20 protein-coding genes are annotated in these 25,318 nt (G+C 74.8%); 11 read left to right on the top strand and 9 right to left on the bottom strand.

Going from position 1 to position 25,318, the window contains the following annotated elements:
* Positions 1 to 16: 16 nt before the first annotated feature.
* Both ACSUPR_RS03175 and ACSUPR_RS03170 read left to right on the top strand, forming a co-directional pair.
* Positions 17 to 943, top strand: coding sequence for an SPFH domain-containing protein (locus tag ACSUPR_RS03175; protein WP_436889395.1), 927 nt, complete (start codon positions 17 to 19; stop codon positions 941 to 943).
* Positions 944 to 959: 16 nt separating this feature from the next.
* Complete coding sequence (locus ACSUPR_RS03170) at positions 960 to 1,181, top strand: hypothetical protein (RefSeq protein WP_436889394.1); 222 nt, start codon at positions 960 to 962, stop codon at positions 1,179 to 1,181.
* Between the two features lie 255 nt (positions 1,182 to 1,436).
* On the opposite strand, the gene ACSUPR_RS03165 is transcribed toward ACSUPR_RS03170, so the two are convergent.
* Positions 1,437 to 3,098: an FAD-binding dehydrogenase gene (locus ACSUPR_RS03165; RefSeq protein WP_436889393.1), complete on the bottom strand. Its 1,662-nt coding sequence runs from the start codon at positions 3,096 to 3,098 to the stop codon at positions 1,437 to 1,439.
* A 236-nt stretch (positions 3,099 to 3,334) separates the two neighbouring features.
* Here ACSUPR_RS03165 and ACSUPR_RS03160 point away from each other — a divergent pair, with 236 nt between their 5' ends.
* Positions 3,335 to 4,174: a hypothetical protein gene (locus tag ACSUPR_RS03160; protein ID WP_436889392.1), complete on the top strand. Its 840-nt coding sequence runs from the start codon at positions 3,335 to 3,337 to the stop codon at positions 4,172 to 4,174.
* Between the two features lies 1 nt (position 4,175).
* Positions 4,176 to 4,991, top strand: a complete 816-nt coding sequence (locus ACSUPR_RS03155; protein WP_436889391.1) for a hypothetical protein — start codon at positions 4,176 to 4,178, stop codon at positions 4,989 to 4,991.
* Positions 4,992 to 5,028: 37 nt separating this feature from the next.
* Here ACSUPR_RS03155 and ACSUPR_RS03150 read toward each other — a convergent pair whose 3' ends face one another.
* Positions 5,029 to 6,123, bottom strand: coding sequence for a Zn-dependent alcohol dehydrogenase (locus ACSUPR_RS03150; RefSeq protein WP_436889390.1), 1,095 nt, complete (start codon positions 6,121 to 6,123; stop codon positions 5,029 to 5,031).
* Between the two features lie 158 nt (positions 6,124 to 6,281).
* On the opposite strand from ACSUPR_RS03150, the gene ACSUPR_RS03145 reads away from it, so the two are divergent.
* The 3 genes from ACSUPR_RS03145 (at position 6,282) to ACSUPR_RS03135 (ending at position 9,262) form a co-directional block, all read left to right on the top strand.
* Positions 6,282 to 7,226 (top strand): Ku protein, encoded by a 945-nt coding sequence (locus ACSUPR_RS03145; RefSeq protein WP_436889389.1) that lies wholly within the window; start codon positions 6,282 to 6,284, stop codon positions 7,224 to 7,226.
* A gap of 360 nt (positions 7,227 to 7,586) precedes the next feature.
* Positions 7,587 to 8,432 (top strand): dimethylargininase, encoded by an 846-nt coding sequence (gene ddaH / locus ACSUPR_RS03140; protein ID WP_436889388.1) that lies wholly within the window; start codon positions 7,587 to 7,589, stop codon positions 8,430 to 8,432.
* A 206-nt stretch (positions 8,433 to 8,638) separates the two neighbouring features.
* Positions 8,639 to 9,262 (top strand): TetR/AcrR family transcriptional regulator, encoded by a 624-nt coding sequence (locus ACSUPR_RS03135; RefSeq protein WP_436889387.1) that lies wholly within the window; start codon positions 8,639 to 8,641, stop codon positions 9,260 to 9,262.
* A gap of 42 nt (positions 9,263 to 9,304) precedes the next feature.
* Here ACSUPR_RS03135 and ACSUPR_RS03130 read toward each other — a convergent pair whose 3' ends face one another.
* From ACSUPR_RS03130 to speB, 3 genes are all read right to left on the bottom strand, one after another.
* The gene (locus ACSUPR_RS03130) at positions 9,305 to 10,744 is read right to left on the bottom strand and encodes an aminobutyraldehyde dehydrogenase (RefSeq protein ID WP_436889386.1); all 1,440 of its coding nucleotides are present in this window, start codon (positions 10,742 to 10,744) and stop codon (positions 9,305 to 9,307) included.
* A 94-nt stretch (positions 10,745 to 10,838) separates the two neighbouring features.
* Positions 10,839 to 12,335, bottom strand: a complete 1,497-nt coding sequence (locus ACSUPR_RS03125) for a purine-cytosine permease family protein (RefSeq protein ID WP_436889385.1) — start codon at positions 12,333 to 12,335, stop codon at positions 10,839 to 10,841.
* 342 nt (positions 12,336 to 12,677) lie between these two features.
* A complete protein-coding gene (gene speB / locus ACSUPR_RS03120) occupies positions 12,678 to 13,631 on the bottom strand; it encodes an agmatinase (protein WP_436889384.1) in 954 nt (317 codons plus the stop codon).
* 231 nt (positions 13,632 to 13,862) lie between these two features.
* Here speB and ACSUPR_RS03115 point away from each other — a divergent pair, with 231 nt between their 5' ends.
* Positions 13,863 to 15,371 (top strand): PucR family transcriptional regulator, encoded by a 1,509-nt coding sequence (locus tag ACSUPR_RS03115; protein WP_436889383.1) that lies wholly within the window; start codon positions 13,863 to 13,865, stop codon positions 15,369 to 15,371.
* Positions 15,372 to 15,677: 306 nt separating this feature from the next.
* The gene (locus ACSUPR_RS03110) at positions 15,678 to 16,997 is read left to right on the top strand and encodes a GAF domain-containing protein (RefSeq protein ID WP_436889382.1); all 1,320 of its coding nucleotides are present in this window, start codon (positions 15,678 to 15,680) and stop codon (positions 16,995 to 16,997) included.
* 279 nt (positions 16,998 to 17,276) lie between these two features.
* On the opposite strand, the gene ACSUPR_RS03105 is transcribed toward ACSUPR_RS03110, so the two are convergent.
* Positions 17,277 to 17,792 (bottom strand): hypothetical protein, encoded by a 516-nt coding sequence (locus ACSUPR_RS03105; RefSeq protein ID WP_436889381.1) that lies wholly within the window; start codon positions 17,790 to 17,792, stop codon positions 17,277 to 17,279.
* 546 nt (positions 17,793 to 18,338) lie between these two features.
* On the opposite strand from ACSUPR_RS03105, the gene ACSUPR_RS03100 reads away from it, so the two are divergent.
* Together ACSUPR_RS03100 and ACSUPR_RS03095 are read left to right on the top strand one after the other, a co-directional pair.
* Positions 18,339 to 19,571, top strand: a complete 1,233-nt coding sequence (locus ACSUPR_RS03100; RefSeq protein WP_436892215.1) for a PLP-dependent aminotransferase family protein — start codon at positions 18,339 to 18,341, stop codon at positions 19,569 to 19,571.
* Between the two features lie 48 nt (positions 19,572 to 19,619).
* Entirely contained in the window at positions 19,620 to 20,570 is a 951-nt protein-coding gene (locus tag ACSUPR_RS03095; RefSeq protein WP_436892214.1) for a D-alanine--D-alanine ligase family protein, read from the top strand.
* A 69-nt stretch (positions 20,571 to 20,639) separates the two neighbouring features.
* Here ACSUPR_RS03095 and ACSUPR_RS03090 read toward each other — a convergent pair whose 3' ends face one another.
* The 3 genes from ACSUPR_RS03090 to ACSUPR_RS03080 all read right to left on the bottom strand — a co-directional run bounded on the left by ACSUPR_RS03090 (position 20,640) and on the right by ACSUPR_RS03080 (position 25,312).
* Positions 20,640 to 21,599: a S1C family serine protease gene (locus ACSUPR_RS03090; RefSeq protein WP_436889380.1), complete on the bottom strand. Its 960-nt coding sequence runs from the start codon at positions 21,597 to 21,599 to the stop codon at positions 20,640 to 20,642.
* Between the two features lie 180 nt (positions 21,600 to 21,779).
* A complete protein-coding gene (locus tag ACSUPR_RS03085; RefSeq protein WP_436889379.1) occupies positions 21,780 to 22,715 on the bottom strand; it encodes an FAD binding domain-containing protein in 936 nt (311 codons plus the stop codon).
* The gene (locus tag ACSUPR_RS03080; RefSeq protein ID WP_436889378.1) at positions 22,712 to 25,312 is read right to left on the bottom strand and encodes a molybdopterin-dependent oxidoreductase; all 2,601 of its coding nucleotides are present in this window, start codon (positions 25,310 to 25,312) and stop codon (positions 22,712 to 22,714) included. Before ACSUPR_RS03080 ends, ACSUPR_RS03085 begins: the two co-directional genes overlap by 4 nt.
* Positions 25,313 to 25,318: the final 6 nt, after the last annotated feature.

Here is a 25,318-nt window from a genome sequence, read left to right as displayed (position 1 = left end):
GAGAGAAGGAACGCACATGACCGAACCGACCGCCCCCGCCCCCGGCTACCGGGAGGCCCCGCAGTACCGGGAGACCGCCGCCATGAGCCGCGACGGCATCGCCGTGTTCCTGCTGGCCGTGCTGGTCGTCCTCATCGGCGCCGCGGTCGCCGGGGCGCCCTTCCTGATCGAGGCGGTGCCGCTCGTCGCGGCCCTCGTGGCCGGGGCCCTCATCGCCGCCGTCGGCCTCTTCCTCATGCTGGGGCTGACCATGGTCGCCCCCAACGAGGCCCGCGTCCTCCAGCTCTTCGGCCGCTACGTCGGCAGCGTTCGCACCGACGGTCTGCGCTGGGTCAACCCGCTGACCGACCGCAACGCCGTCTCCACGCGCATCCGCAACCACGAGACCTCCGTCATGAAGGTCAACGACGCCTCCGGCAGCCCCATCGAGATCGCCGCCGTCGTCGTGTGGCAGGTGGAGGACACCGCCCGCGCCTCCTTCGAGGTCGACGACTTCGTGGAGTTCGTGTCCATCCAGACCGAGGCGGCCGTGCGCCACATCGCCGGCCACTACGCGTACGACTCCTACGAGGCCGAGGGCGCCCTGTCGCTGCGCGACAACGCCGACACCATCACCGAGCGCCTGTCGGAGGAGGTCGGCCAGCGGGTCGAGGCCGCGGGTGTGCGCATCGTGGAGTCCCGCTTCACCCACCTGGCGTACGCCCCGGAGATCGCCCAGGCCATGCTCCAGCGCCAGCAGGCGGGCGCGCTGATCGCCGCACGCCAGCAGATCGTCGAGGGCGCCGTGGGCATGGTCGACCGGGCGCTGGCCCGCCTGTCCGAGGAGCACGTGGTAGAGCTCGACGAGGAGCGCAAGGCCACCATGGTCAGCAACCTGCTGGTCGTACTGTGCTCGGACCGCCCGGCCAGCCCGGTCGTCAACACGGGGACGCTGTACCAGTAACGGGATCGAGGTGTCCGTGCCGGAGCGCAAGAAGGTACTGCTGAGGCTCGACCCCGCCGTCCACGACGCCCTGGCGCGGTGGGCGGGCCAGGAGCTGCGCAGCACCAACGCCCAGATCGAGTTCCTCCTGCGACGCGCCCTGAACGAGGCGGGGCGCATGCCCGCGGAGGCCGAGGACATCCCCCGCCGCGGGCGCCCCCGCAGGAAGAAGTCCGAGGAGGGCTCGGAGGAAGCCTGACACCCCCCGGGCGAGGCGCCGGGCACCCGCGACGGGTGCCCGGCGCCTTCCGCCGCCTGGGCCGCTGGGGCGTGTCCGGCGGATCGTTCCGGCTCGCGGCCGCCGGGCCGCCTCCCGCCGCGCCGCCCGCGCTCGGAGGGCCGGACCCGGGCCGGCCCTCGCCGGCCCTCCTGCGGGAGACCGCCCGGAGGCCGCCCGCGTCACCCGGCGCCGGCGCACGCGCCGGACCACACGAGAGCACCCACCGGACACGCCCTAGAGGGCGGCCGCGGCGGCGCGTCCGGCGGTGCGGCCGGAGAACAGGCAGCCGCCCAGGAAGGTGCCCTCCAGGGCGCGGTAGCCGTGCACGCCCCCGCCGCCGAACCCGGCGACCTCGCCCGCCGCGTACACGCCCGGCAGCGGGGTGCCGTCGGCGCGCAGGACGCGCGCGTCCAGGTCGGTGTGCAGCCCGCCCAGCGTCTTGCGGGTGAGGATGCGCAGGCGCACCGCGATCAGCGGCCCCGCCTTGGGGTCCAGGATCCGGTGCGGGGACGCCACCCGGATCAGCCTGTCGCCCCGGTAGTTGCGGGCTCCGCGGATGGCCGTCACCTGGAGGTCCTTGGTGAACGTGTTGACCATCTCCCGGTCGCGGGCCACCACCTCGCGGGTGACGGTGTCGGCGTCCAGCGCCCCGTCCCCGGCGATCTCCTTCATCTTCGCGATGAGCGCGGGCAGCCGGTCGGCGACCGCGAAGTCCACCCCGTTCTCCTTGAACGCCTCCACCGGACCCGGCGCGCCCGGCAGCACCCGCCTGAGCAGGAGCCTGACGTCCTTGCCGGTCAGGTCGGGGTTCTGCTCCGAGCCCGACAGCGCGAACTCCTTCTCGATGATCTTCTGGGAGAGCACGAACCACGTGTAGTCGTGGCCGCTCTTCATGATGTGGTCCAGCGTGCCCAGGGTGTCGAACCCGGGGAAGTACGGGGCGGGCAGCCGCTTGCCGGTGGCGTCCAGCCACAGCGACGAGGGGCCGGGCAGGATGCGGATGCCGTGGCGCGCCCAGATCGGGTCCCAGTTCTGGATGCCCTCGGTGTAGTGCCACATGCGGTCGGGGTTGATGATCTGCGCGCCCGCCTGCTCGGTGATGCCGAGCATGCGACCGTCCACGTGCGCGGGGACGCCCGACAGCATGTGCTCGGGCGGGGTGCCCAGCCGCTCGGGCCAGTTCTTGCGCACCAGGTCGTGGTCGGCGCCGATGCCGCCGGAGGTGACGATGACGGCCTGCGCGGACAGCTCGAACTCCCCGGCGGCGTCGCGGTTGCTGGCCTGGCCGCGCTCGATGTCGCTGGGCGCCAGCACGGTGCCGCGCACCCCCGTCACGGCCCCGCCGGTCACGACCAGCTCGTCGACGCGGTGGCGGAACCGCAGGGAGATCAGCCCGCGCTCGGCGGCGGCGCGCACCCGGCGCTCGAACGGGGCGACCACGCCCGGGCCGGTGCCCCAGGTGATGTGGAACCGGGGGACGGAGTTGCCGTGCCCGTCGGCCAGGTAGCCGCCGCGCTCGGCCCAGCCCACGACGGGGAAGAGCCGCAGGCCCATCCGGCGCAGCCAGGAGTACTTCTCCCCGGCGGCGAAGTCCACGTACGCCTCGGCCCACTTGCGGGGCCAGGCGTCCTCGGGGCGGTCGAAGCCGGCGGTGCCCATCCAGTCCTGCAGGGCCAGTTCCCTGGAGTCGCGGATGCCCATGCGGCGCTGTTCGGGGGAGTCCACGAAGAACAGCCCGCCGAAGGACCAGAACGCCTGGCCGCCCAGGGACTGCTCGGGCTCCTGGTCGAGCAGGACCACGTTCTTGCCCGCGTCGGCCAGTTCGGCCGCCGCCGCCAGGCCCGCCAGGCCCGCGCCGACGACGATCGCGTCGGCCTGCTCCACTGCGCTGCTCATGGGGGTGCGTCTCCTCGACTCGGTCGGCCGTGCCCGCGGCACGGTGTGCGCGATGGTGACGACTGTGCTCCTTCGCGGGGCACGGGGCAAGGGCGGTGTGTGCCGTACGCCACAGCTTTTGTCAGGTGGTGACAAACCGAGCGGTATCCGGCATGATCATCCGGCCCGCGTGTGCCGGATCCCCGCTCGGCCGCGTTCGCGCAGGTCTTCGCCCGACCTTCGACCGAGGATCCCCCGTGTACCTGTTCCATCCGCCGACCTTCGAGCCAGGCCCCCTCGCCGCCGCCGTCGGCCTGGTGCTGTTGGTCCACCAGATCGTGACACCGTTGCTCTACCGGCGTCCGATGCGCCGGGCACGCACCCTGGCCCGGGGTGGTGATTACTCCGCCCTGGCCCGATGGAATCGCCGCAGCGCCTGGGAGTGCCTCGTCCAGCTGGTCATGGTGATGGTGTTCGTCGGCTCGGCCACCGTGGTGACCCCGGTCGACCTGGGCATCTTCTGGCCCGTGATGATCACCGAGTCGTCCGGTCGGGGGCAGGTCGTGATGCTGCTCCTCTCCGTCTTCTTGGTGCTGAGCCCGGCCCTGGGCTACGTTCTGTCCGTGAGGGCCGCCCGTGCCGAACGCGCCGGCCGGCCGCTGCCCAAGGGGGCGCTCACTCCGGAGCAGCTCTCGCTGGTTCCGCGTACCGCCCGGGAACAGAGGGCGCGCATCCTCCCCGTCGCCCTCACGGCACTGACGCTGCCCATGGTCAACTTCGTGGTGCTCTATCCCCTGCTGTGCTCGCTGACCGGCGACCCCTTGACGGTGCTGTTCCTGCTGCTGTGCCTGGGCTACTGGACCTGGTCCCCCCAGGGGAAGCAGGTGACTCTCGCCCTGGGGAGCCTGGGCGCGGCGGGGACGTTCATGTTCGCCAGCGACGGATCACTGCTCCTTCCGGTGGCACTCTGGGCCGTGTACGCCCTGCAGGACGTGCTATGCCTTCTGCCCTTCCTCGGTCAGGAACCCGCGACACCGGCACTGGAGGTCACCGTGCTGGACGCGGACGGGGAGCCGGTGCGGCGGCGGGAGGGCTGACGTGTACTTCGTCCCGCCGGGCTTCGATCCGGGGCCGATCGCCCTGGCCGTCGCGGCCGCCCTGCTGCTCGTGACGCTGCTGCGCCCGCTGTTCTCCCTGCGGGTGTACTCGACCGCCCCCGGGGCGCCCGCCCCCCTCGCACAGACGACCGCCGTCCACCTGGGGTTCGTCCTGGCGGAGACGGCCCTGGCCGTGGCCTTCCTCTACACCCTGCGCTCGGCCACCCCGGCCGCCCTCGGCCTGGACCCGATGGCGGTGGGGCCGGAGCACCTGTGGATGCCGGAGGGCGCCGGGCACTGGTTCGGTCCGGCCACCGGCGTCGCGCTGTGCGGATTCGCGCTGCTGGCCGCGCTGGTGTGGTGGGACCGCCGGGAACGGCCGGGGCCCTCGGCGCCGCCCGTCGAGGAGTTCCTGCCGCGCACCCCGGCCGGGTGGCGGCTGCTGTGCTCCGCCCCCGTGCTCGGCGGGCTGTCCGGGGTGCTCGTGTTCGCCCTGGTGCTCTACCCCACCGTCACGGCCCTGGCCGGCCCGTGGGCGGCGGTCCTGGCCGCGGGCCTGGTGTGGGGCTGGCGCGCGTGGCGCTCCCCGGTGGACATCGGGGTCGGCGCGAGCGTTCTCTTCGGGCTCCTCGCGGCCATGGTCTACTCCGCCGGGTTCCCCGGCTTCCCGCTCCCCGCGGTGGTGGTCATGGTCGGGGCGGGCGTGCACCGCGCGGTCTTCTTCGGGCGGGTCCGCCGGGCGCTGGAGGAGCGGATCCCGCAGACGGCGCCCCTGGAGGTCCGCGAGGTGACGGTGGAGGGCTCCGGGCGGCTGTGAGACCCGGGGGGCGCCGCGGCGCCCCCCGGACACCGGGTCAGGCTCCGAAGCGGATCAGCGAGCGCCCGCCCCTGCCCTGGCGCATCCGCTCGAAGGCCTCGGGCACGCCCGACAGCGGGATCTCGTCGGTCACCATCGCCCCCAGCCGCAGCTCGCCCGAGCGCACGCTCTCGGCGATGACGGGGATGTCGCGGTCCGGGTCGCTGGACCCGAACACGCAGCCGCGCAGCGTGCGGGCCTGGTGGAACAGCTCCAGGGCGTTGAACGTCACCTCGTCCTTCACCGATCCCAGGCCCACCACGGTGACGGTGCCGCCGCGGCGGCTGGCCCTCCAGGCGGCGCGCACCACCTTCGCCGAGCCCACCACCTCGAAGACGTGGTCGGCGCCGCGCCCGCCGGTGAGCGCCCGCACCGCCTTGGACAGGTGCTCGTCGGCGAGCAGGAACTCGGTGGCCCCCAGCGACCGGGCCAGTTCCTCCTTGTCGGGGGAGACGTCCACGGCGACCACCGGGTCGGCCCCGGCCATACGGGCCGCCTGGAGTACCGACAGGCCCACCCCGCCCAGGCCCATGACCACGGCCGACTGGCCCGGGCGCACGGCGGCGGAGTTGTTGACGGCGCCCCATCCGGTGAGCACCGCGCACCCCAGGATGGCGGCGGCGGCCGGGTCCAGGCCGTCGGGCAGCGGGACCACGGCGTCGGCCCCCACGACGGTCGCCTCGGCGAACGCGCCGCAGCCCAGGCCGGGGTGGACGGGGGTGCCGTCGGTGAGGTGGGCGTAGGGGACGGCGGACCGGTCCAGGGCGTGCTCGCACAGGTAGGGTTCGCCGTTGCGGCAGAACCAGCAGGCGCGGCAGGCCGGGGCCCAGTTGAGGATGACGTGCTGGCCGGGGCTGACGGAGGTGACCCCCTCGCCGACGGCCTCCACGGACCCCGTGCCCTCGTGGCCCAGGACGGCGGGCCACTTCTGGGCCAGGGTCCCGTTGGACAGGGACAGGTCGGAATGGCACACCCCGGCGGCGGCCAGGCGCACCCGCACCTGGCCGGGCCCGGGGTCGGGCAGCACCAGGTCCCGGATCTCCGGGGGCGCCCCCTGGGAGGAGAAGACGGCGGCCTTGACGGTCGTACTCATGGGAGGAACTCCAATCGCGGACTGCCGCGATCCTAGCGATACCGACCGGTCGGTCGCAGAACGGGGTTCGGCTGTCGGACATATCCCCTGACCGGTTCTTTGATCTTCTCGACCGGTATTTTGCCCGCCCCCGGTGATCATGGGAGCAAGGAGGCACCATGGTCAATCCTGTCTGGGTGGGCACCCTCATGTTCGGCGAAGTGCCGATCGGGGTGCGCCTCTACAGCGCCCGCGAGCGCCGCGGCCCGGTCCTGCACCAGTTCGAACGCGGCACCGCCGACCGCATCCGCTACGTCCGCGTCAACGAGCGCACCGGCGAGGAGGTCCCCGCCGAGAAGATCGTGCGCGGCGCCCGCACCGCCGTCGAGGACGAGTACGTCGTCCTGGAACCCGAGGAGCTGGAGGGCCTGCTGCCGTACGGCTCGCGCACCATGCGCATCGACGGCTTCGTCTCCGAGGGGTCGGTCGGGCCCCTGTGGTACGCCTCCACCTACTACATGGCCCCGCGCGACCCCGCCGACGCCCAGCCCTACCAGCTGCTCTACTCCGCCCTGGACCGGAGCCGCCGGGCGGGGACCGCCACCGTCGTCCTGCGCGACCGCGAGTCCCCGGTCCTCATCGAGCCGACCCGGGGCGTGCTCTCGGCCTCCACCCTGTGGTGGCCCGACGAGGTCCGCACCCCCGACGACGTCATGCCGCCGGTGCCGCACGCCGCCCTGGGCAAGGAGGAGCTGGCGCTGGCCCGCGAACTGGTCTCCTCGCTGTCCGTCGACTGGGACCCGGACCGCTACCAGGACAGCTACGGCCACCGCCTCACCGAACTGGTGCGGGCCAAGGCCAAGGGCGGCACCATCACCCACCGGCCCGGGGAGCACGACAGGCCGCACCGGGCCGAGGGCTCCCGCGACGACGCGCTCCAGGAGGCGCTGCGCCGCAGCCTGCCGCACGGGCGCGCGCCGGGCCCGCGCCCGCCCGTCCGCGGCGAGGGCAGGCGGACCAAGCGCGAACTGCTCCGGCGCGCCTCGGAGCTGGACGTACCGGGCCGTTCCAAGATGAACCGCGAGGAGCTGGAGGAGGCGGTCGCCCGGGCGGGCGGCCGCTAGGGCGTGTTCGGCGGACCGTTCCGGGTCGCGGCCGTCGGGCCGCCTCCCGCCGCGCCGACCGCGCTCGGACGGCCGAACCCGGGCCGGCCTGCGCTCGTCGCCTCGCGGGAGGTCGCCTGACGACCGCTCCCGGCACCCGGCGCAGGCGCCGAGCCGCACGAGAGCATCCGCCGAACAAGCCCTGGACCGCGCCCCCGCGCCCGCCCGGGCGCGGGGGCCGTGTTCACCGAACCGTGCCCCTTGGCCCGGCCGCGGTGCGGGTATTCCCTCATCGAACGGGCGCACCACGAGGTGGCACCGGGTGATGGGAACCCGTACCGCCTCGGGACCCGTGTTTCCGAACGGTCTCCTGGAGGTTCAATGAAGAACCCGAACGGTCCGGTGGCGGTCCGCCGGCACTACCTCATGTGCCGCCCCACCTACTTCGCGGTCGAGTACGCGATCAACCCCTGGATGGACCCGGCGGTCCGGGTCGACCGGGACAGGGCGATCCGCCAGTGGGAGGCGCTGCGCGACCTCTACCTGGACCTGGGGCACGAGGTCCACGAGATCACGCCCATCGACGGGCTGCCCGACATGGTGTTCGCCGCCAACGGCGCCCTGGTGGTGGACGGCATGGTCTACGGCGCCCGCTTCGCCAGTGCCGAGCGCACCCCCGAGGGCCCCGCCTACCTGGAGTGGTTCCGGGCCGCGGGCTACTCCGAGACCCGCGAACCCAAACACGTCAACGAGGGGGAGGGGGACTTCATCACCCTGGACGACGTGATCCTGGCCGGTACCGGATTCCGCACGGAGGCGGCCGCGCACCAGGAGGCCGAGCGCTTCCTGGGCCGCCCGGTGGTGACCCTGCAACTGGTGGACCCGCGCTTCTACCACCTGGACACGGCCCTGTTCGCGCTGTCGGGCGACCGCGTCGCCTACTACCCGGGAGCGTTCTCCGCCGGGAGCCGCAAGGTACTGGAGGCCCTGTTCCCGGACGCGGTCACCGCCACCGAGGACGACGCCCGCGTCCTGGGCCTCAACGCCGTCTGCGACGGCCGCAACGTGGTCGTCGCCGCCGAGGCCACGGCCCTGGCGGACCGGTTGCGCGCTCTGGGACTGACGGTCCACCCGGTGGAGATGGACGAGCTGCGCAAGGCGGGCGGCGGCGCCAAGTGCTGCACGCTGGAGCTGCGCCCGCCCCGCTACGAAGGAGCACTGAGGTGACGAGGGGCGGCCGGGGACCGCGCACTCCTGTGCGGTATCCGGCCGCCCAAACCTCGGACGGTGTGGGATACACCACCACGGGTGAAGGTGGACTCACCCGTAGTCACAGGTCATGAGTCCGCCACGGAATCCGAAGGCGGACCCCCGCGGAAACCGGTGCCGCCCGGCCCTGTTCAAAAGCGCGCGAATCAATAAAGTTCAGCAGAGTGAAGACCAAACAGCGCAGACTACCGCGTCGAATCCGTGAACAACTGATGATCGACGCCGCCGTCACGGCGTTCTCCCGAAGCGACTACCACACGGTGCGCGTCGAGCAGATCGCCCGGGCCGCGGGTACCTCGAAGCCGACGATGTACCACTATCTGGGCTCGAAGGAAGGGATTTTCAACGCCTGCGTGCGGCGCGAGTCCGAACGCCTCATCCTCGCCCTGCGCGCCGCCGTCCACGACTCCCGGACGGGGGAGGACCCCCTGCGCAGCGGAATCCGCGCCTTCTTCGGATTCGTGGTCGACAACCGCGAGAGCTGGACCGTCCTGTACCGGCGCGCCGCCGCCAGCGGCGGACCCTTCGCCGCGGAGGTGACCCGGGCCCGCGAACGCGTGCTGGCCGAGGTCACCGACCTCATCACCACCTGCGGCGGCCTGCGCGAGGCCGTCCGCGAGCGCGACGCCGCCCTGCTGGCGCGGATCGCGGTGGGCACCGCGGACGCCTTCGCGGACTGGCTGCTGGACCACCCCGAGGAGAGCCCCGACGCCATGGCCGACCACGTCACGGCCCTGACCTGGTCCCACCTGGAGACGCGCGGAGCCCCGGCCGGGGCCCGGGCGTAGCGGCGGGACACCCCGTGCGCCGGAGCGCCCCGCCGCTCCGGCTCAGCCGATCGCGCTCATCATGTGCTTGACCCGGGTGTAGTCCTCCAGGCTGTACGCCGACAGGTCCTTGCCGTAGCCCGAGTGCTTGAACCCGCCGTGCGGCATCTCCGACACCAGGGCCCCGTGGGTGTTGATCCACACCGCGCCGAAGTCCAGCTCGCCGCCCACCCGCAGCGCCCGGGCGTGGTCGGCGGTCCACACCGACGAGGCCAGGCCCTGGTCGACCCCGTTGGCCAGCGCGAGCGCCTCCTCCTCGGTGGAGAAGCGCTGCACCGTGAGCACCGGGCCGAAGACCTCCTCGCGGACGATCTCGTCGTCGGCGCGCAGACCGGTCACCACGGTCGGCGCCAGGAAGAACCCGCGCTCGCCCACCCGGTGCCCGCCGGTCTCCACCGTCGCGTGCGCGGGCAGCCGCTCGATCAGGCCCAGGACGCGGGCGAACTGGTCGGCGTTGTTGAGCGGGCCGAAGTCGCTCGCCTCGCGGCTGGGCCGACCGGTCACCTTCTCCTTCGCCCGCGCCACCAGCTCGGCGACGAACGCGTCGTGCAGGTCCTCGTGGACCAGCACCCGGGAGGCGGCGGTGCAGTCCTGTCCCGCGTTGAGCAGGCCCGCGGCCAGCACGCCCTCGGCGGCCGCGGCCGGGTCGGCGTCGGCGAACACCAGGACGGGGGCGTTGCCGCCCAGTTCCAGGTGCAGCACCTTCAGGTCCTCGGAGGCGGACCTGGCGACCTGCACCCCGGCGCGGGTGGAGCCGGTGACCGACACCAGCCGCACGGCCGGGTGGGAGGCGACCAGGCGGCCGGTGTCGCGGTCGCCGACCACCGTGTTGAGCACCCCGGCGGGCAGCACGGCGGCGGCCAGCTCGGCGAGCATGACGGTGGTGGTGGGGGTGGTCTCGGCGGGCTTGAGCACCACGGTGTTCCCGGCGGCCAGCGCCGGGCCGATCTTCCAGACCGCCATCATCAGCGGGTAGTTCCACGGGGTGATGCCCGCGCACACGCCCAGCGGTTCGCGGCGGACCCAGGAGGTGTGGCCCTCCGTGTACTCGGCGGCGGCCCGGCCCTCCAGGTGGCGGGCGGCCCCGGCGAAGAACCGCAGGGTGTCCACGCAGAAGGGGATCTCCTCGTCGATGACGTCCGCGCGCGGCTTGCCGGTCTCGCGGCACTCGGCGTCGGCGAACGCCTCGGCGTTCGCGGCCAGGGCGTCGGCCAGCGCCAGCAGGGCGTCCTGGCGGCGGGCGGGGGTGGCCCGCCGCCAGGTGGCGAAGGCGCGGCGGGCGGAGTCCATGGCGGCCCCGACCCCGTCGGCGCCGAAGATCCCGGAGCGGCCGTGGACCTCGCCGGTGGCGGGGTCGACCAGTTCCAGGGTGGGACCCCCGGGGGCGGGCAGCGGCTCGCCGTGGACGAAGCCGGGCAGGGTGGAGAACTCGTGGATGCGCATGTGTCCTCGTGTCGGTGGGTGGTACGTCGTCGGTGGCGCGCCGCGGGGGTGCGGGGCGCGGGCCGGGGCGCCGGTCCGGCCCGCGCCCCTCCGGTCAGGGCGCGACGGTCTCCCGCCGCGGCTCGGCGTCGGGCTCGGGGCCGGCCCCGGCGGCCGGGACCAGCCGGGGCCCGGCGGGGCCGAACACCGACCGCGGCTCGGGGAAGAGCACCAGGGCGACCGGGTAGACCACGGCCGCGGTGGCCAGCGCGACCGGCAGGCTCAGGTCGATGCCCGCCGCCAGGTTCCCCAGCGGGCCCACCAGCAGCGGGGTGTTGGCGAAGGCCAGGCCCGTCGCGGCGGCGGCCAGCCAGGCGGCCATCGCGCGCCAGTTCACGCCCCGGGTGAACCAGTAGGCGCCGCCCCGGCGGCCCTCGTTGAACACCTGGAGGTCCTCGGCCAGGTAGAACCCGCGGCGGAACAGGTAGCCGAGCATGAGGATGGCCATCCACGGCGAGGTCAGCAGCACGATGAGGACCGTGAACGCGTTGATGGTCTCGACCACGTCGAACAGGAACGTGCCCACGAAGATCAGCGCCAGCGCCAGGCAGCCCACCACCACGGTGCCCTGCACCCGGTTCAGCCGCGGCACCAGGGACGAGAAGTCCAGGCCGGTGCCGTACAGCGAGGTCGTCCCGGTGGACAGGCCGCCGATCAGGGCCACCAGCAGCAGCGGCAGGGCGTACCAGGCGGGGGAGACCTGGGACAGGCCGCTCACGTAGTCGCCGGGGTCGGCGACCAGGGTGGCGGTGGCCAGCCCGAAGAAGAACGGCAGCAGGGTCGCGACCTGCGCCAGGAAGGGCGCGGCCAGCATGGACCGGGTGGAGTGGGAGGCGGGGATGTAGCGCGACCAGTCGCCCAGGAACCCGCCGAAGGACACGGGGTTGGCCATGACGGTCAGGACCGCCAGCACCCAGGTGGGCCAGAACCCGCCCAGGATGTACTCGCCGCCGCCCGCGTAGGAGGGGTCGAAGGAGCCGCCGTAGGCGAACACGCCCAGCAGCATCAGGGCGCTGCCCGCGACCACCGCGACCTTGTTGATCAGGAGCATGAACCGGTAGCCGTACACGCACACCGCGAACACGGCCACCGCGATGACCCCGTAGGCCGCGGCGCGCAGCCCGTCGCCGCCCTGGTGGCCGAGCCGGGCGGCGGCGCCGACGATGGCGTCGCCGCTCACCCACACCGAGATGGAGAAGAACGCCACCGCGGTCAGCAGCGACAGCAGCGATCCCAGGGAGCGGCCGACCACGCCGAAGTGCGCCCCGGAGGAGACGGCGTTGTTGGTGCGGGTGCGCGGGCCGAACAGCGCCATGGGCGACAGGATGAGCGCGCCGGCGACCACCCCGGTCACGGTCGCGGCCGCCGCGGCGGCGAACCCGAGGCCGTAGGCGATGGGCAGGGTGCCCAGGATGATGGTGGCGAAGGTGTTGGCACCGCCGAAGGTGAGCCGGAACAGGTCGAAGGGCCGGGAGGTCTGCGCCCGGACGGGGATGGGCGCGACCCCGTAGGTCTCGATCTCGGTGACCCTCTGTGGCGTTTCGGGCGCCACGGGTGATGGATGCTGCTGTGCGGACACGGCGTGCTCCCGGAAGGGAAGGGCCCCGGGACGGCGCGACCCGTCGGCGGAGCGGTGGGGATGGGGATGTGCGGGGGGCGGGGGGAGCGGTGAAGGGGCCGCGCGGCGCCGTCGCCGCGTGGCCCCGGGGGGCCTAGGCCGTGTTCTTTCGAACCTCCGCTCCGCTTCGGTTCGCGTTCGGCGCCTGTGGAAGGCGGGAACCCTCGGCCCTACGGGAACGTCCTCGTTCCTCGGACGTCCCCTCCGGGCCTGCAGAACCCCCGCCGGCGCCTCACACACCCCCCGCGGAACAGGACGGCACTCGAAAAACAGACCCTAGGCGCTGCGCCCGTGGTTCAGGGCCAGGACGCTGACCAGGTCGTAGGCGACGTGGGAGGCGGCGGTCGAGGTGATCTGCGCGTGGTCGTAGGCCGGGGCGACCTCCACCACGTCGGCGCCCACCAGGTTGCAGGCCGACAGCCCGCGCAGGATCTCCAGCAGCTCGCGGCTGGTCAGCCCGCCCGCCTCGGGCGTGCCGGTGCCGGGCGCGTGCGCCGGGTCCAGCACGTCGATGTCCACCGACACGTACAGCGGGCGGTCGCCGATGCGCTGGCGCAGGGCGTCGGCGATCTCGTCCACGCCCCTGCGCATGACGTCGGCGGAGGTGACGATCCCGAAGCCGAAGCGCCGGTCGTCCTCCAGGTCCTTCTTGCCGTACAGCGGGCCCCGGGTGCCCACGTGGCTGATCGCCTCGGTGTCGAGGATGCCCTCCTCCACGGCCCGCCGGAACGGGGTGCCGTGGGTGTAGGGCTCGCCGAAGTAGGTGTCCCAGGTGTCCAGGTGGGCGTCGAAGTGCAGCATCGCGATCGGGCCGTGCTCCCGGTACAGGGAGCGCAGCAGCGGCAGCGCGATGGTGTGGTCGCCGCCCAGGGTGACCAGGCGGGTGCCCGCCCGCACGAAGGCGGTGGCGGCCTCGTCGATGGTCTCCACCGCGTCGCCGATGGAGAACGGGTTGACCGCGATGTCGCCGCCGTCGACCACCTGGGCGGTGGCGAACGGGGACACGTCCAGACCCGGGTGGTAGGGGCGCAGCAGGCGGCTGGCCTCGCGGATCGCCGAGGGGCCGAAGCGGGCGCCGGGGCGGTAGGAGACGCCGCTGTCGAAGGGGACGCCGACCACGGCGATGTCGGCCCGCTCGACCTGGTCGATGCGGGGCAGCCGCGCGAACGTCGCCGGTCCGGCGAAACGCGGCACGAGGCTGGAATCGGTGGGTCCGATCGGTGCGCTCATCAGTGGGTCGTGTCCCTCTCGTGGTCGGCGCGCTCGGCGCGGTGGTCGCGGGCGTGCGACCGGCGACGACGTTGGCGCAGGTCACACGCGCTCCGGTCAGGTTAGGCGGGAACACGGGACCTCTCCAGTGGACGAAACGTACAATCGGGTGTGCTCTGCTGGCCGGAGCATCCAGAGGAACCGCCGTGTGCGCCGCCGGGCGTCATCGGGGAGGAACACACCGGGGAGGGGATGCGGGTGGGGGAGGAGCGCGAGGAGGTCCACGGCATCGCGCTGAGCGCGGTGCTGGCCCGCCGCGACCTGGACCTGCGCCCGGTCTCGGTGTCCGGCGACCCGGCGGTGTCCTGGGCGGTGTCCAGCGAGCTCGCCGACCCCACCCCCTACCTGCGCGGCGGCGAGCTGCTGCTGACGGCGGGCAGCGGCCTGCCCGCCGACACCGCGGGGGTGCGGTCCTACGTCGCGGCGCTGGTGGAGACCGGTGTGGCCGCCCTCGGGTTCGGTGTCACCCCGGTCCACGACATCGTCCCGGCCGCGCTGGTGGAGCAGTGCCGCCTGAGCGGGCTGCCGCTGTTCGAGGTGCCCCGGCCCACCCCCTTCGCCGCCGTCGGCCGGGCCGTGGCCGAGGCCCTGGAGGAGGTGCGGCTGAGGGACCTGCGCCGCCTGGGCGAGGCCCACCGCGACATGGCCCGCGCCGTCTCGGCCCCCGATCCGGCCGAGCGCATCCTGCGGGTGCTGGCCTCGGCCCTGGGGGCCTGGGCGCTGGTCGCGGAGTCCGACGGGGCGGTGGGGCACGCCACCCCCGGAGCCCCTGCCGGGCTCGGCCCGGAGGCCGCCGGGCTGCTGGGCCGCCTGACCGCCCCGGCCGGTCCGCGCAGCGCCAAGACCCGGCTGGCGGGCGACGAGGTGTTCTGGCACACCGTCGGCACCCCGCCCCGCGAGCACGGGGTGCTGCTGGTGGGCCGCCCCGCCCCGCTGGGGGTGACCGACCGCGCCGTGCTGCGCACCGCCACCGCCCTGCTCGACCTGCTGGCCCGGACCGCCCCCGCACCGCCCCCGGTGCCCGGGGCCCTGATCGCCGCCCTGCTGCTGGACGGCGACCCGGGCGGGACGGCCGCGCCTCTGCTGGCCGAGCTGGCCGGGGACCCGCAGGCCACCCGCTACCGGGTCCTGCGCGCGGCCCCGGCCGCCGCCGGGTCCGCCGGGTCCGCCGCCCCGCCGCTGCCCACCGCCGTCGCGGGCGCCCTGCCCGACGGCACCCTGCGCGCGGTCCTGGCCGACCGGGGCGCCGACGCCCACCGGGCCGACCTGGACCTGCTCGCCCTGCACGGGTGGACCGGGGCGGTCGGGGAGCCGGTGCCACCCGGCGACCTGCCCGGCGCCGGCCGCCGGGCGGACGCCCTGCTGGCCCGCGCCCGCAGCGCGGGGACGCCCCTGCTGTGGGAGGAGGGCGGCGACCCCTTCGCGGAGCTGCTGGACCCGGCCGCCGCCGACGCGTTCGCCCGCCGGGTGCTGGGTCCGCTCGCGGGGCGGGACGACACCGCCCGGACGCTGCGCCGCACCCTGCGCGCCTGGCTGACCCGGCACGGCGGCTGGGACCGGGCCGCGGCGGACCTGGGGGTGCACCGCAACAGCGTCCGCTACCGGATCGGCCGGATCGAACGCGAACTGGGCGCGGACCTGGGCGATCCCGAGCAGCGGATGCGCCTGTGGTTCGCGCTCACCCGCCTGGCCGGGGACTGAGCCGCGCTTTCCGTGGCGGAGGGGCGGTGCCCGCGGGCCGCGGTGCCGGAATCGTCGGGCGCGCGCCGCCGGGAAACCCTCCTGGCCGTTTACGGCCAATTGCGTGCGAACCCTTGCATGTCCGCTGTTCCCGCTCCGCGCGATGGGGGAAGCTGAGAGGCCGCCGCACGACACGTTTCTCGGAAACGGAGGCGAAAAGCGTGATCCACCTCCGAAACACGCGTCTGCCGCGGTTCGCTCGGCGACGCCGAATCCGAAGCAGGACACTGGACGGACGCCACCGTGAACACGAGGTCAGGGAGCCACATGTCGTTTCCCCTACTGGACACGGCTCTGCCCGCGGGGGCCGACGCCCGCGAGCACGCCCTCCTGCTGCGCCGGATGCACGACGCGTCCCTGAACGGGCGGCCCGCACCCGCCCGGCCGCGCCCGGTCATCGAGGACTCCTGGAACCGGGTGCGCCGCTTCGGCATCGACCCCGACGCCGGGCCGCCGCCCCGTGTGGTCTCCCCCGACGAGCTGCACCGGCGCCGGGAGGAGTCCCCGATCGCCGAGGTCCTGCCGCTCATCCGCCGGTCCCTGGTGTCCGTCGCCGACGAGGCCGACCACATCATGCTGGTCACCGACGCCTCCGGGCAGGTCCTGTGGCGGGACGGCTCGCACCGCATCCGCACCCTGGGCGACCGGGTGGGCCTGGTCGAGGGAGCCTACTGGAACGAGGGCAGCACCGGCACCAACGCCATCGGCACCGCCCTCGTGGTGGGCCGGCCGGTGCAGGTGTACTCGGCCGAGCACTTCGTGCGCAACCTGCACGCCCTCACCTGCGCCTGCGCCCCCATCCACGACCCGCGCGACGGGCGGCTGCTGGGCGCCATCGACGTCACCGGCCCGGTCTCGACCGTGCACCCCTCCACCCTGGCCCTGGTGAGCGCCGTCGCCCAGCTGGCCGAGGCGCACCTGCAGAGCATCCACCACACCCACCTGGAGCGGCTGCGGGCGGTCGCCGCGCCGCTGCTGGCCGGGGTGCGGGAGCGGGCCCTGGTGGTCGACGACGCCGGGTGGACCGCGGCGGCCGCCAACATGGAGCCGGTCCGCCGGGTCCTGCTGCCCACGCACCACGAGAGCGGCACCGCCTGGCTGCCCGCCCTGGGGGAGTGCTCCCTGGAGCCGCTGCCGGGAGGCTGGCTCATCCGCCCCCGGCCCGGCGAGCAGGCCTCGCCCACCACCGTCACCCTGGACCTGTCGGGGACCTCGCCTGCGGTGACGGTGGAGGGCGGCAGCGGCGGCTGGGCGCACCGGCCCACCCCCCGCCACGCGGAACTGCTGCTGTTGCTGGCGGTGAACCGCTCCGGGCGCACCGCGGCCCAGCTGTCCCAGGACGTGTTCGGGGCGGTCGGGCACGTGGTGACGGTCCGGGCCGAGCTGTCCCGGCTCCGCCGCCACCTGGGCGGCATCGTGGAGAGCCGCCCCTACCGGTTCAGCGAGGACGTGGTGGTGCGCCTCACGCTGCCCGAGCGCCCCCAGGACCTGCTGCCCGGTTCGCTCTCCCCCGGCGTGCGTGAACTCCGGTCCCGGATGGGTGCGGGTGACCACTCCATTCCTCTGGGTGTCGAGGTCGCAACCTAGTGCAACCGTTGCGGGTGGGGTGCGGGACGCGTTTCATGGGTGGTGCGCGGCCCCTGCCGGGGCGGTCGTCGGGCAAGAGAGGGCGCGACGACCGCGATGACCGGGAGCGGTACCAGCGCCCGCCGTCTCCGGGACCTTGAGGGGGGTCCGCGGGGTGCGGCGGGCGCGTCCACAGGCCGGAGGTGGGTTCGGGACCTCGGGGGAGTCCCCGGACCGTCCGCGCATCGGCGGCGCCCCGGTACGGTCTCTCCGGGGCGCCGCCTCTTTCCGTGCCGGGGCTCAGTCCTCGGTGCGGGCCGAGGCGGTCCCCTTCTGCTCCCCCTCCCCGGCGGCCGGGGCGCACTGGAGGCAGTCCATCCGGAACACCTCCTCGTCCCCCACGGTGCCCACGAACGTCCCCGGCAGCCCGTCGTCCCCGGCGGGGCGGGCGATCAGCGCCTCCCGGGACAGCTCGCCCTCGAACCGCGCCGTGTCACCCGCCTCGGTGGTGCCGGTGCAGTGGACGACGGTGGCGTCCCCGCGCTCGGCGGCCTCGGCCTCCCGGGAGGGGGAGGCGGCGTCGGAGGGCGGGGTCGCGGAGCACTCCAGGGGGCCCTGCAGCGGATGGCCCTCGCGGGCGAAGGCGCGCTCGGCCCCGGGGCGCAGCACCGTCACCGACAGGGCCTCGGCGGTCCGGCGCAGCTCCACGGCGGCGGGATCGGTCTCCGCCGCGGACGAGCACGAGACGACGGCCCAGGCCGCGCCCGCCAGCAGGACCGCCAGCGGCGCACGGGCCGCGGTCGAGCGGACTCCCATGAGTTCCCCCTCCTCCGGTCGCCCACCGCGGCGGTGGGCACGCCCCCACCGTCGCCGAGGGGGCGGCGGCCGCTCCGCTCCGACACGGTCACCGAGGGTGAAAAGTCCTTCATGAATCGGTTATCACCGCGCGCGTCGCGGTGGCCGGGTGGGTACCCCCGAAAGGACAATACGGATCATCCGGACTTTGGGGGTGAGCGTGATGAACAGCACGAATCCCCTGGCCGGTGGGGAGCGGAGCGGTGTCCTGGGCTACACTCGGTGCATTTACCGAACCGTGTTCACGCACGGCTCATCCGGCCCGACCGCCGCACCGACACCGCCCCCGGCCCGGCCGCCACAGGCGACCCGTGTGAACCACCGGCCCGTGGCGGGCGTCGAAACCAGGACCAACGATGATCCCGGCGGCGGCACCGCGCCGGACCGCCCGACCGTCCTTCCCAACGGAGGTGGATCGTGTCCACTGACCCCCGAGAGCAACAGCCCGATCGCCAGGGCTCGCGCATCGACCCGCACATCGGCCGCTACGCACGCCGGGCACAGGGCATGGTCGCATCGGAGGTCCGGGCACTCTTCGCCGTCGCATCGCGCCCGGAGGTCGTCTCCCTCGCCGGAGGCATGCCCAACGTCGGCGCGCTGCCGCTGGAGCCGCTCGGCGAGCTGGTCAAGGACGTCGTCGCCGAGGAGGGCGCGGCCGCCCTGCAGTACGGCTCCGCCCAGGGCGACCCCGTCCTGCGCGAGCAGCTGTGCGAGTACATGAAACTCGAGGGCATCGCCGCCGCCCCCGACGACGTCATCGTCACCGTCGGCTCCCAGCAGGCCCTGGACCTCATCACCCGGGTCTTCGTCGACCCCGGGGACGTCGTCCTCACCGAGGCGCCCACCTACGTCACCGCCATCAACACCTTCGCCGCGTTCCAGGCCGACATCCGGCACGTGGGCATGGACGAGCAGGGCGTGATCCCCGAAGAGCTGGAGGAGGCGCTGGTCCGCGCCGAACTCGACGGGCGGCCGGTCAAGTTCTTCTACACGATCCCCAACTTCCAGAACCCGGCCGGGATCACCATGAGCGCCGGGCGCCGGACCGCCGTGGTCGAGGCCTGTCGCCGCCACGGCGTGCTCATCGTCGAGGACAACCCCTACGGCCTGCTCCGCTACGACGGCGAACCGCAGCCCACCCTGTACTCCCAGGGCGAGGGCAACGTCGTCTACCTGGGCTCGCTGTCCAAGACCCTGTCCCCGGGCCTGCGCATCGGCTGGGCCCTGGCCCCGGCGGCGGTCCGCGCCAAGCTCGTCCTGGCCGCCGAGTCGGCGATGCTCAGCCACTCCACCTTCAACCAGCTGGTGGTGCGCCGCTACTTCCGCAAGTTCCCGTGGAAGGAGCAGATCAAGGCGTTCAACGGCATGTACAGCGAGCGCCGCGACGCCATGCTCTCCGCACTGACGGCGATGATGCCCCAGGGCTGCACCTGGACCCGCCCCGAGGGCGGCTTCTTCGTCTGGGCCACCCTGCCCGAGGGCATCGACGCCAAGGCCATGCTGCCCCGCGCCGTCTCCGAGCGCGTCGCGTACGTGCCCGGCACCGGGTTCTACGCCGACGGCCGCGGCCGCCAGAGCATGCGGCTGAGCTTCTGCTACCCCACCCCGGAGCAGATCCGCGAAGGCGTCCGGCGCCTGGTGGGAGCCATCGAGGGCGAGGTGGACCTGCGTGATACGTTCGGCACCACCCTCGTCCCGCCCGGCCTGGGCGACCAGGCACCCACCCCCGACATGCCCTGACCCCGAGGGGCGACGAGCACCATGACAGTACAGAAGGAGGTCCGCGCCGTGGCCGACCTTGACCGTGTTCTCGTTCTCGCCGGGGGCCTGTCCCCCGAACACGAGGTGAGCGTCCACTCCGGGCGCAGCGTCGCCGAGGCGCTGCGCCGCCTGGACGTGGAGGTCCAGGTCGCGGACGTCGACGCCACCCTGCTGGACCGGCTCGCCGAGGACCCGCCCCAGGTGGTCTTCCCCGTGCTGCACGGGTCGGCCGGCGAGGACGGCACCATCCGCGAGGTCCTGGACCTCGTCGGCGTCCCCTACGTGGGGGCCGCCCCGGCCGCCTGCCGCCTGGCCTACGCCAAGCCCACGGCCAAGGCCCTCATGGCCGCCCGCGGGGTGCGGGTGCCGCGCGGCGCCGTCCTGCCCAAGTCCGCCTTCCACGACCTGGGAGCCCCGGCGCTGCTGGCCAGGCTGGCCGACCGGCTGGGCTCGCCGCTGTTCGTCAAGCCCGACCGGGGCGGTTCGGCGTTCGGCGCCACCCCCGTCACCGGGGTGCAGGACCTGTCCGCCGCCCTGGTGTCGTGCTTCGCCTACAGCGACTCGGCCCTGGTGGAGGAGCAGGTGCAGGGCACCGAACTGGCGGTGGGCGTGCTCGACACCGGTGACGGCCCCACGGCCCTGCCGCCGGTGGAGATCGTGCCCGACGGCGGCGTCTACGACTACGCCGCCCGCTACACCGCCGGGCGCACCGAGTTCTTCTGCCCGGCCCGCCTGCCGGAGGAGACCCTGGAGGCGGCCCGCGAGGTGGCGCTGACCGCGCACCGGGCCCTGGGACTGCGGGACCTGTCCCGCACCGATCTCATCGTCACCGACGGGGGCGAGGTCATCTTCCTGGAGACCAACGTCGCCCCCGGGCTGACCGAGACCTCCACCTTCCCGATGGCCGCGGCCGCGGCCGGACTGGACTTCGCGGTCCTGTGCCGGGAGCTGGCCCACCAGGCGCTGCTGCGCGGCTGACCCGCGCGAGGAGGGGGCCCGCCGCACGGCGGGCCCCCTTTTTTCCGTCTCCGTGCCGTCCGGTCCGGGTCAGCGGGCCGGCGCCAGCTCCTCGGGGACGGCCACCACGTCCACCAGCGCACCCTTGCGCAGCACGGTGATGGGCATGCGCGTTCCGATCGCCGGGCCCAGCATCAGCCGCTGCAACCCCTGGCCGTCCTGGACGGGCCGCCCGGCGGCGTGCAGCACGATGTCGCCCAGGTGGATCCCGGCCTCCCCGGCGGGGCTGCCCGGCACCACCTCCACCACCCGCAGGCCCCTGCGGCGGCCGGTGCGCCGGGCCACCTCCGGCGGCAGCGGGGCCGGGACCCCGGCCACCCCCAGCCAGGCGCGCCGTACCCGGCCGCGGGAGACCAGGTCGCCGATGATCCCCCGGGTCGTGGAGTTGACCGGTACCGCCAGGCCCAGCCCGTACCCGGCGACGGCGGTGTTGACGCCCACCACCCGGCCCCGGGAGTCGGCCAGCGCGCCCCCGGAGTTGCCCGGGTTGAGGGCGGCGTCGGTCTGGATGACGTCGTCGATGAGCCGCACGTGCCGCCCCTCCCGGGCGGGCAGCGACCGGCCCAGCCCGGAGACGATCCCGGCGGTGACCGAGCCCGACAGCCCGAACGGGTTGCCGACGGCCACCACCAGGCGGCCCACGGTCAGGGTGTCGGCGTCGCCCAGGGCCGCGGGCGGGGCGAGGTCGCGCTCGGTGCGCAGCACCGCCAGGTCCGAGAGGGGATCGGCGCCGACCACGGTGAACGCGGCCTCGGAGCCGTCGCCGAACGCGGCCCGGCCCCGGTCGGCGCCGTCGACGACGTGCGCGCTCGTGAGCAGCAGGCCGTCGGGCGTGAAGACCACGCCCGAGCCGGAGCCCGGGCCGCGGGGGCCGCGCAGGGTCAGGGCGGCGACGCTGGGCAGGACCGTCTCGGCGACGGCCGTGACGGTGGAACTGTAGGAGTCGAGGGCGTCCTGTTCTGTTTCCGCTGTGTTCTTCTCAGCGTCCATGTGCCTCTCAACACCGGCCCGGCCCCGCGGATGCCCGGGAGCGCTTGCGCCCAGGGCGGAACGCGCGGGCCGGTGGGCCGCCACGCCACGGCGGCCCACCGGCCCGGTCGGACCCGTGTCACCGGCCCGACGCCCTCCGATGACACCACGCCCGGGCCGCCGCCACAAGGGCGGCCGCCCTCAGGCCAGGGCGCGTTCGACGGTGTCCAGCAGGGCGGCCCGCAGCAGGGACGCCTTGTAGCGGGTGCCCGGCAGCGGGGTGGTGCGGGCGGTGACCGCGTCCAGCGCGGCCTCCACCGCCGGCCCGGGCGCGGTGCCCGGCTCCGCCCCCGCCAGGGCCTCCTCCACCTCCGGCAGCCGCAGCGGGACCCGGGCCACCGCGCCCGCGGCCACCGCCGCCCGCTCCACGGTCCCGTCCGGGCCCGGCAGCAGCCGGACCACCGTCTCCACCAGCGGCCACTCCGCCCGCGAGCGTCCGGAGACGCGCCGGTGCGCGGCCCGCTCTCCGGGGACCGGGGCGGGCAGCAGCACCGCCGTCAGCACCTCGTCGGGGGAGAGCCGGTGGTCCCGTGCCGGGTCGGCCGGCTCGTACAGGTCGCCGACGGGGAGCGTGCGCGGCCCGGACGGGCCGACGGCCTCCACCGCCGCGTCGTGGGCCAGCAGCGCCACCGCCAGCGACGACGGGTTGGGGGCGGCGCAGCCCCCGGTGTCGAACGCGACCCCGTGCAGGTGGTCGCCGTCCCGGGAGGGGCAGCCCCGCCCGCCGGCGCGGGCGCACGAGAACACGGGGTTGCGCAGGTAGGCGCAGCGGGTGCGCTGGAGCAGGTTGCCGCCCACGGTGGCGGTGCCCCGCACCTGCGGGGTGGCCAGCGCCGCGGCGGCCGGGGCCAGCGCCGGATAGCCGTCGAGCCCGGCCAGGGCGGCGACGGTGGTCATCGCCCCCACCCGGACCGTTCCGTCCCCGCCCGCGGTGATCCCGTGCAGGTCGGCGATGCCGGTCAGGTCCACCACCGGGGCGGTGCCGGCCTGTTCGATGCCCCCGGCCCGGGGCCGGGCCCCCTCGGCCAGTGCGGCCAGCGCCCCGTCCAGGGAGTCGGGTCGGACTGCGGTGCTCATCGGTCGATCCCCTCGATCAGGCGGTCCGGGCGCAGCGGCAGGTCCCGGGGGCGCCACCCGGTGGCGTCGAAGACGGCGTTGCCCAGGGCGGCGGCCACGCCCACCACGGACACCTCGCCCAGGCCCACCCCGCCGCCGGGGACGTGCTCGAACCCCTCCCGGTGGAAGTACACCTCGGTCTCGGGCACGTCGCCCATGCCCGGCAGGCGGTAGTCCTCCAGGTCGTCGGTGAGCACCGCCCCGGTGCCCGGATCGTGGCGGCGCTCCTCGAACAGGGCGTAGCCCACGCCCTGCACGACCGCGCCCTCGCACTGGTTGCGGGCCGTGCGCTCGGAGTAGATCCGCCCGGCGGCGATCCCCGCCCAGCAGCGGGTGGGCCGCACCCGCCCCAGCAGGGTGTCCACCTCCACCTCCATGATGTGGACGGCGCCGCTCATTCCCCGACCGATGACCAGGTCCTCCGACATCTCGGGGGTCAGCGCCCCCCACCGGTCGCGGGCACGCCCGCCCACCACGCTCAGGCCCTCGGCGGCGGCCAGCGCCTCCTTGAGCATGTACTCGTCGACGGGGCCGTGTTCGGGGATCCGGGGGTCGTGCCCGCGCAGGGCGGCGCGCAGCCGGTCCGCGGCGTCGGCGGCGGCCGGCCCCATGGAGGGGGTGGTGCGGCTGCCGTAGGAGCCCGTGCCGTGGACCGCGTCGGAGTCCCCGATCTCCACGCGCACGCCGCCGGGCAGGCCCAGGCGGTCGGAGACGGTGTCGGAGAGCACGGTGCGGACCCCGGTGCCCAGGTCCTGGGTGGCCGCGCGGACCACGATCTCCCCGCCCTCGACGACCAGTTCCACCCGGGCCCTGGGGCCGTACAGGTACAGCCAGTTGGAGGCGGCCACGCCCACCCCGCGCCGGAAGCGGCCGGTGCGCGCTCCCCGGGGCCGCCCGCGCCACAGGGCGGTGCCGGCGGCCCGCTCGTAGAGGGCGCGGCGTTTGGGGTTGCCGTCCCAGCGCCGCCGCAGGGCGAGGGGGTCCTCGCCGAGCCGGCGGGACATCTCGTCCACGGCCTGCTCCAGCGCCCAGGCCATGGGAGGCCCGCCCGGTCCGCGCATGGGCAGGCCGGGCGGGCGGTGGGTGACGACGTCGAAGTCGCGCACCCGGCGGGGTGCGCGCCCGTACATGAGGAAGGCCAGGGTGGCGGTGGTGGAGCCGATCGAGACGCCGCCGTCGCCGTAGGAGTCGACGCTCATCGCGGCCAGGTCCCCGTCGCGGTCGGCGAGCAGTGCCACCCGGGTCCGGGTGCCGGGGCGGTGCCCGGCGTCGGTGAGCTCCTCGGACCGGCTGAAGGAGACCCGTACCGGGACCCCGGCGGCCCGGGACAGGCCGACGGCGGCCCGGATGTCCACGGAGATGCCGTTCTTGGCCCCGAAGCCGCCGCCGACGTGCTCGGTGACGACGCGCACCCGGTCGCGGTCCAGCTCCCAGTGGGCGGCGACGCGGTCGGCGAGCCTGCTCACCGACTGGGTGGAGGCGAACAGGTCGAGCCCGTCGCCGCGCCAGTGGGCGACGCACGCGTGCGGTTCCAGGGGGCTGTGCAGCTGGGTGGCGGTGGTGTACTCCTGCGCCACGAGCAGCGGGTCGCCGGCCGCGGAGGCGGCGCGCAGCCGCCGGACGGCGGCGGGTCCGCGCCAGCTCAGGGTTCCGGGGCCGCGCAGGTTCCCGTTCCAGGGCGCCGGGGGAGTGGGCGCCTCGCCGTAGGAGGGCGCGCCGTCCCGCTCGGCCTTGGTGGGGTGGACCAGGGGCGCCTCCGGTGAGCGGGCGGCGTCGACCTCCGCGACGGCGGGCAGGGGGTCGTAGTCGACGGTCACGGCGGCGGCCGCGGCCCGGGCCGCGGCGGGGTCGGGTGCGGCGACGGCGGCGATCGGCTGGCCGACGTAGCGGACGGTGCGGTCCGCGGGCAGCAGGTCGACCAGCGGGGTCGCGCCGTCGGCGGCGCGTACCGCGCGGATGCGGGCGTGGGGGAGCGCCGAGCGGACGATGACGCCCTCCCAGGTGCCGGGCGGGGCCTGGTCGGCGCTGTAGCGGGCGCGGCCGGTGACCTTGTCGAGGGCGTCCACGCGGGGCGGGTCCCGGTCGGGCTCGGTGTCGAACTCCCCGGCGCAGGCGGCGGCAACCGCGGCGAAGATGCCCTCGTAGGCGCCGCAGCGGCACAGGTGCCCGGCCAGGGCGTCGGCGATGTCGTCGCGGCCGGGGCGGGTGTCGCCGTGCCCGGCCCGCCAGGTGTCGACGAACACCGACGCCTCGACGACGAACCCGGGGGTGCAGTAGCCGCACTGGAGTCCGTCGTGGGCGGCGAAGGCGCGCTGGACGGGGTGTTCGCCGCCCAGGCCCTCCACGGTGGTGACGCTGCGCCCGGCGAGCCGGTCGGCGGGCAGCAGGCAGGAGGCGGTGGGGGTGCCGTCGACGAGGACCGTGCAGGCGCCGCACACGCCGGTGCCGCAGGCGATCTTGGTTCCGGTCAGGCCCAGGCCGTCGCGCAGGTGGGCGGCGGCGCTGGTGGCGGGGGAGTCGGGGACTCGGGCGGGGGAGCCGTTGACTTGGGCGTGCATTGCTCA

Origin of the sequence: Nocardiopsis dassonvillei, from assembly GCF_964273065.1 — a bacterium.
GTDB classification, from domain to species: Bacteria; Actinomycetota; Actinomycetes; order Streptosporangiales; family Streptosporangiaceae; genus Nocardiopsis; species Nocardiopsis dassonvillei_B.
The sequence above is the reverse complement of the archived record's forward strand: the minus strand, read 5'-3'. Positions and strand labels throughout refer to the sequence as shown.

Excerpts from the sequence above, each read along its gene's own strand:
- ACSUPR_RS03175 (WP_436889395.1), top strand. The coding sequence starts at position 17 with ATGACCGAACCGACCGCCCCCGCCCCCGGCTACCGGGAGGCCCCGCAG.
- ACSUPR_RS03165 (WP_436889393.1), bottom strand. The coding sequence starts at position 3,098 with ATGAGCAGCGCAGTGGAGCAGGCCGACGCGATCGTCGTCGGCGCGGGC.
- ACSUPR_RS03150 (WP_436889390.1), bottom strand. The coding sequence starts at position 6,123 with ATGAGTACGACCGTCAAGGCCGCCGTCTTCTCCTCCCAGGGGGCGCCC.
- ACSUPR_RS03145 (WP_436889389.1), top strand. The coding sequence starts at position 6,282 with ATGGTCAATCCTGTCTGGGTGGGCACCCTCATGTTCGGCGAAGTGCCG.
- ddaH (WP_436889388.1), top strand. The coding sequence starts at position 7,587 with ATGAAGAACCCGAACGGTCCGGTGGCGGTCCGCCGGCACTACCTCATG.
- ACSUPR_RS03130 (WP_436889386.1), bottom strand. The coding sequence starts at position 10,744 with ATGCGCATCCACGAGTTCTCCACCCTGCCCGGCTTCGTCCACGGCGAG.
- speB (WP_436889384.1), bottom strand. The coding sequence starts at position 13,631 with ATGAGCGCACCGATCGGACCCACCGATTCCAGCCTCGTGCCGCGTTTC.
- ACSUPR_RS03115 (WP_436889383.1), top strand. The coding sequence starts at position 13,863 with ATGCGGGTGGGGGAGGAGCGCGAGGAGGTCCACGGCATCGCGCTGAGC.
- ACSUPR_RS03110 (WP_436889382.1), top strand. The coding sequence starts at position 15,678 with ATGTCGTTTCCCCTACTGGACACGGCTCTGCCCGCGGGGGCCGACGCC.
- ACSUPR_RS03105 (WP_436889381.1), bottom strand. The coding sequence starts at position 17,792 with ATGGGAGTCCGCTCGACCGCGGCCCGTGCGCCGCTGGCGGTCCTGCTG.
- ACSUPR_RS03100 (WP_436892215.1), top strand. The coding sequence starts at position 18,339 with ATGGTCGCATCGGAGGTCCGGGCACTCTTCGCCGTCGCATCGCGCCCG.
- ACSUPR_RS03090 (WP_436889380.1), bottom strand. The coding sequence starts at position 21,599 with ATGGACGCTGAGAAGAACACAGCGGAAACAGAACAGGACGCCCTCGAC.
- ACSUPR_RS03085 (WP_436889379.1), bottom strand. The coding sequence starts at position 22,715 with ATGAGCACCGCAGTCCGACCCGACTCCCTGGACGGGGCGCTGGCCGCA.
- ACSUPR_RS03080 (WP_436889378.1), bottom strand. The coding sequence starts at position 25,312 with ATGCACGCCCAAGTCAACGGCTCCCCCGCCCGAGTCCCCGACTCCCCC.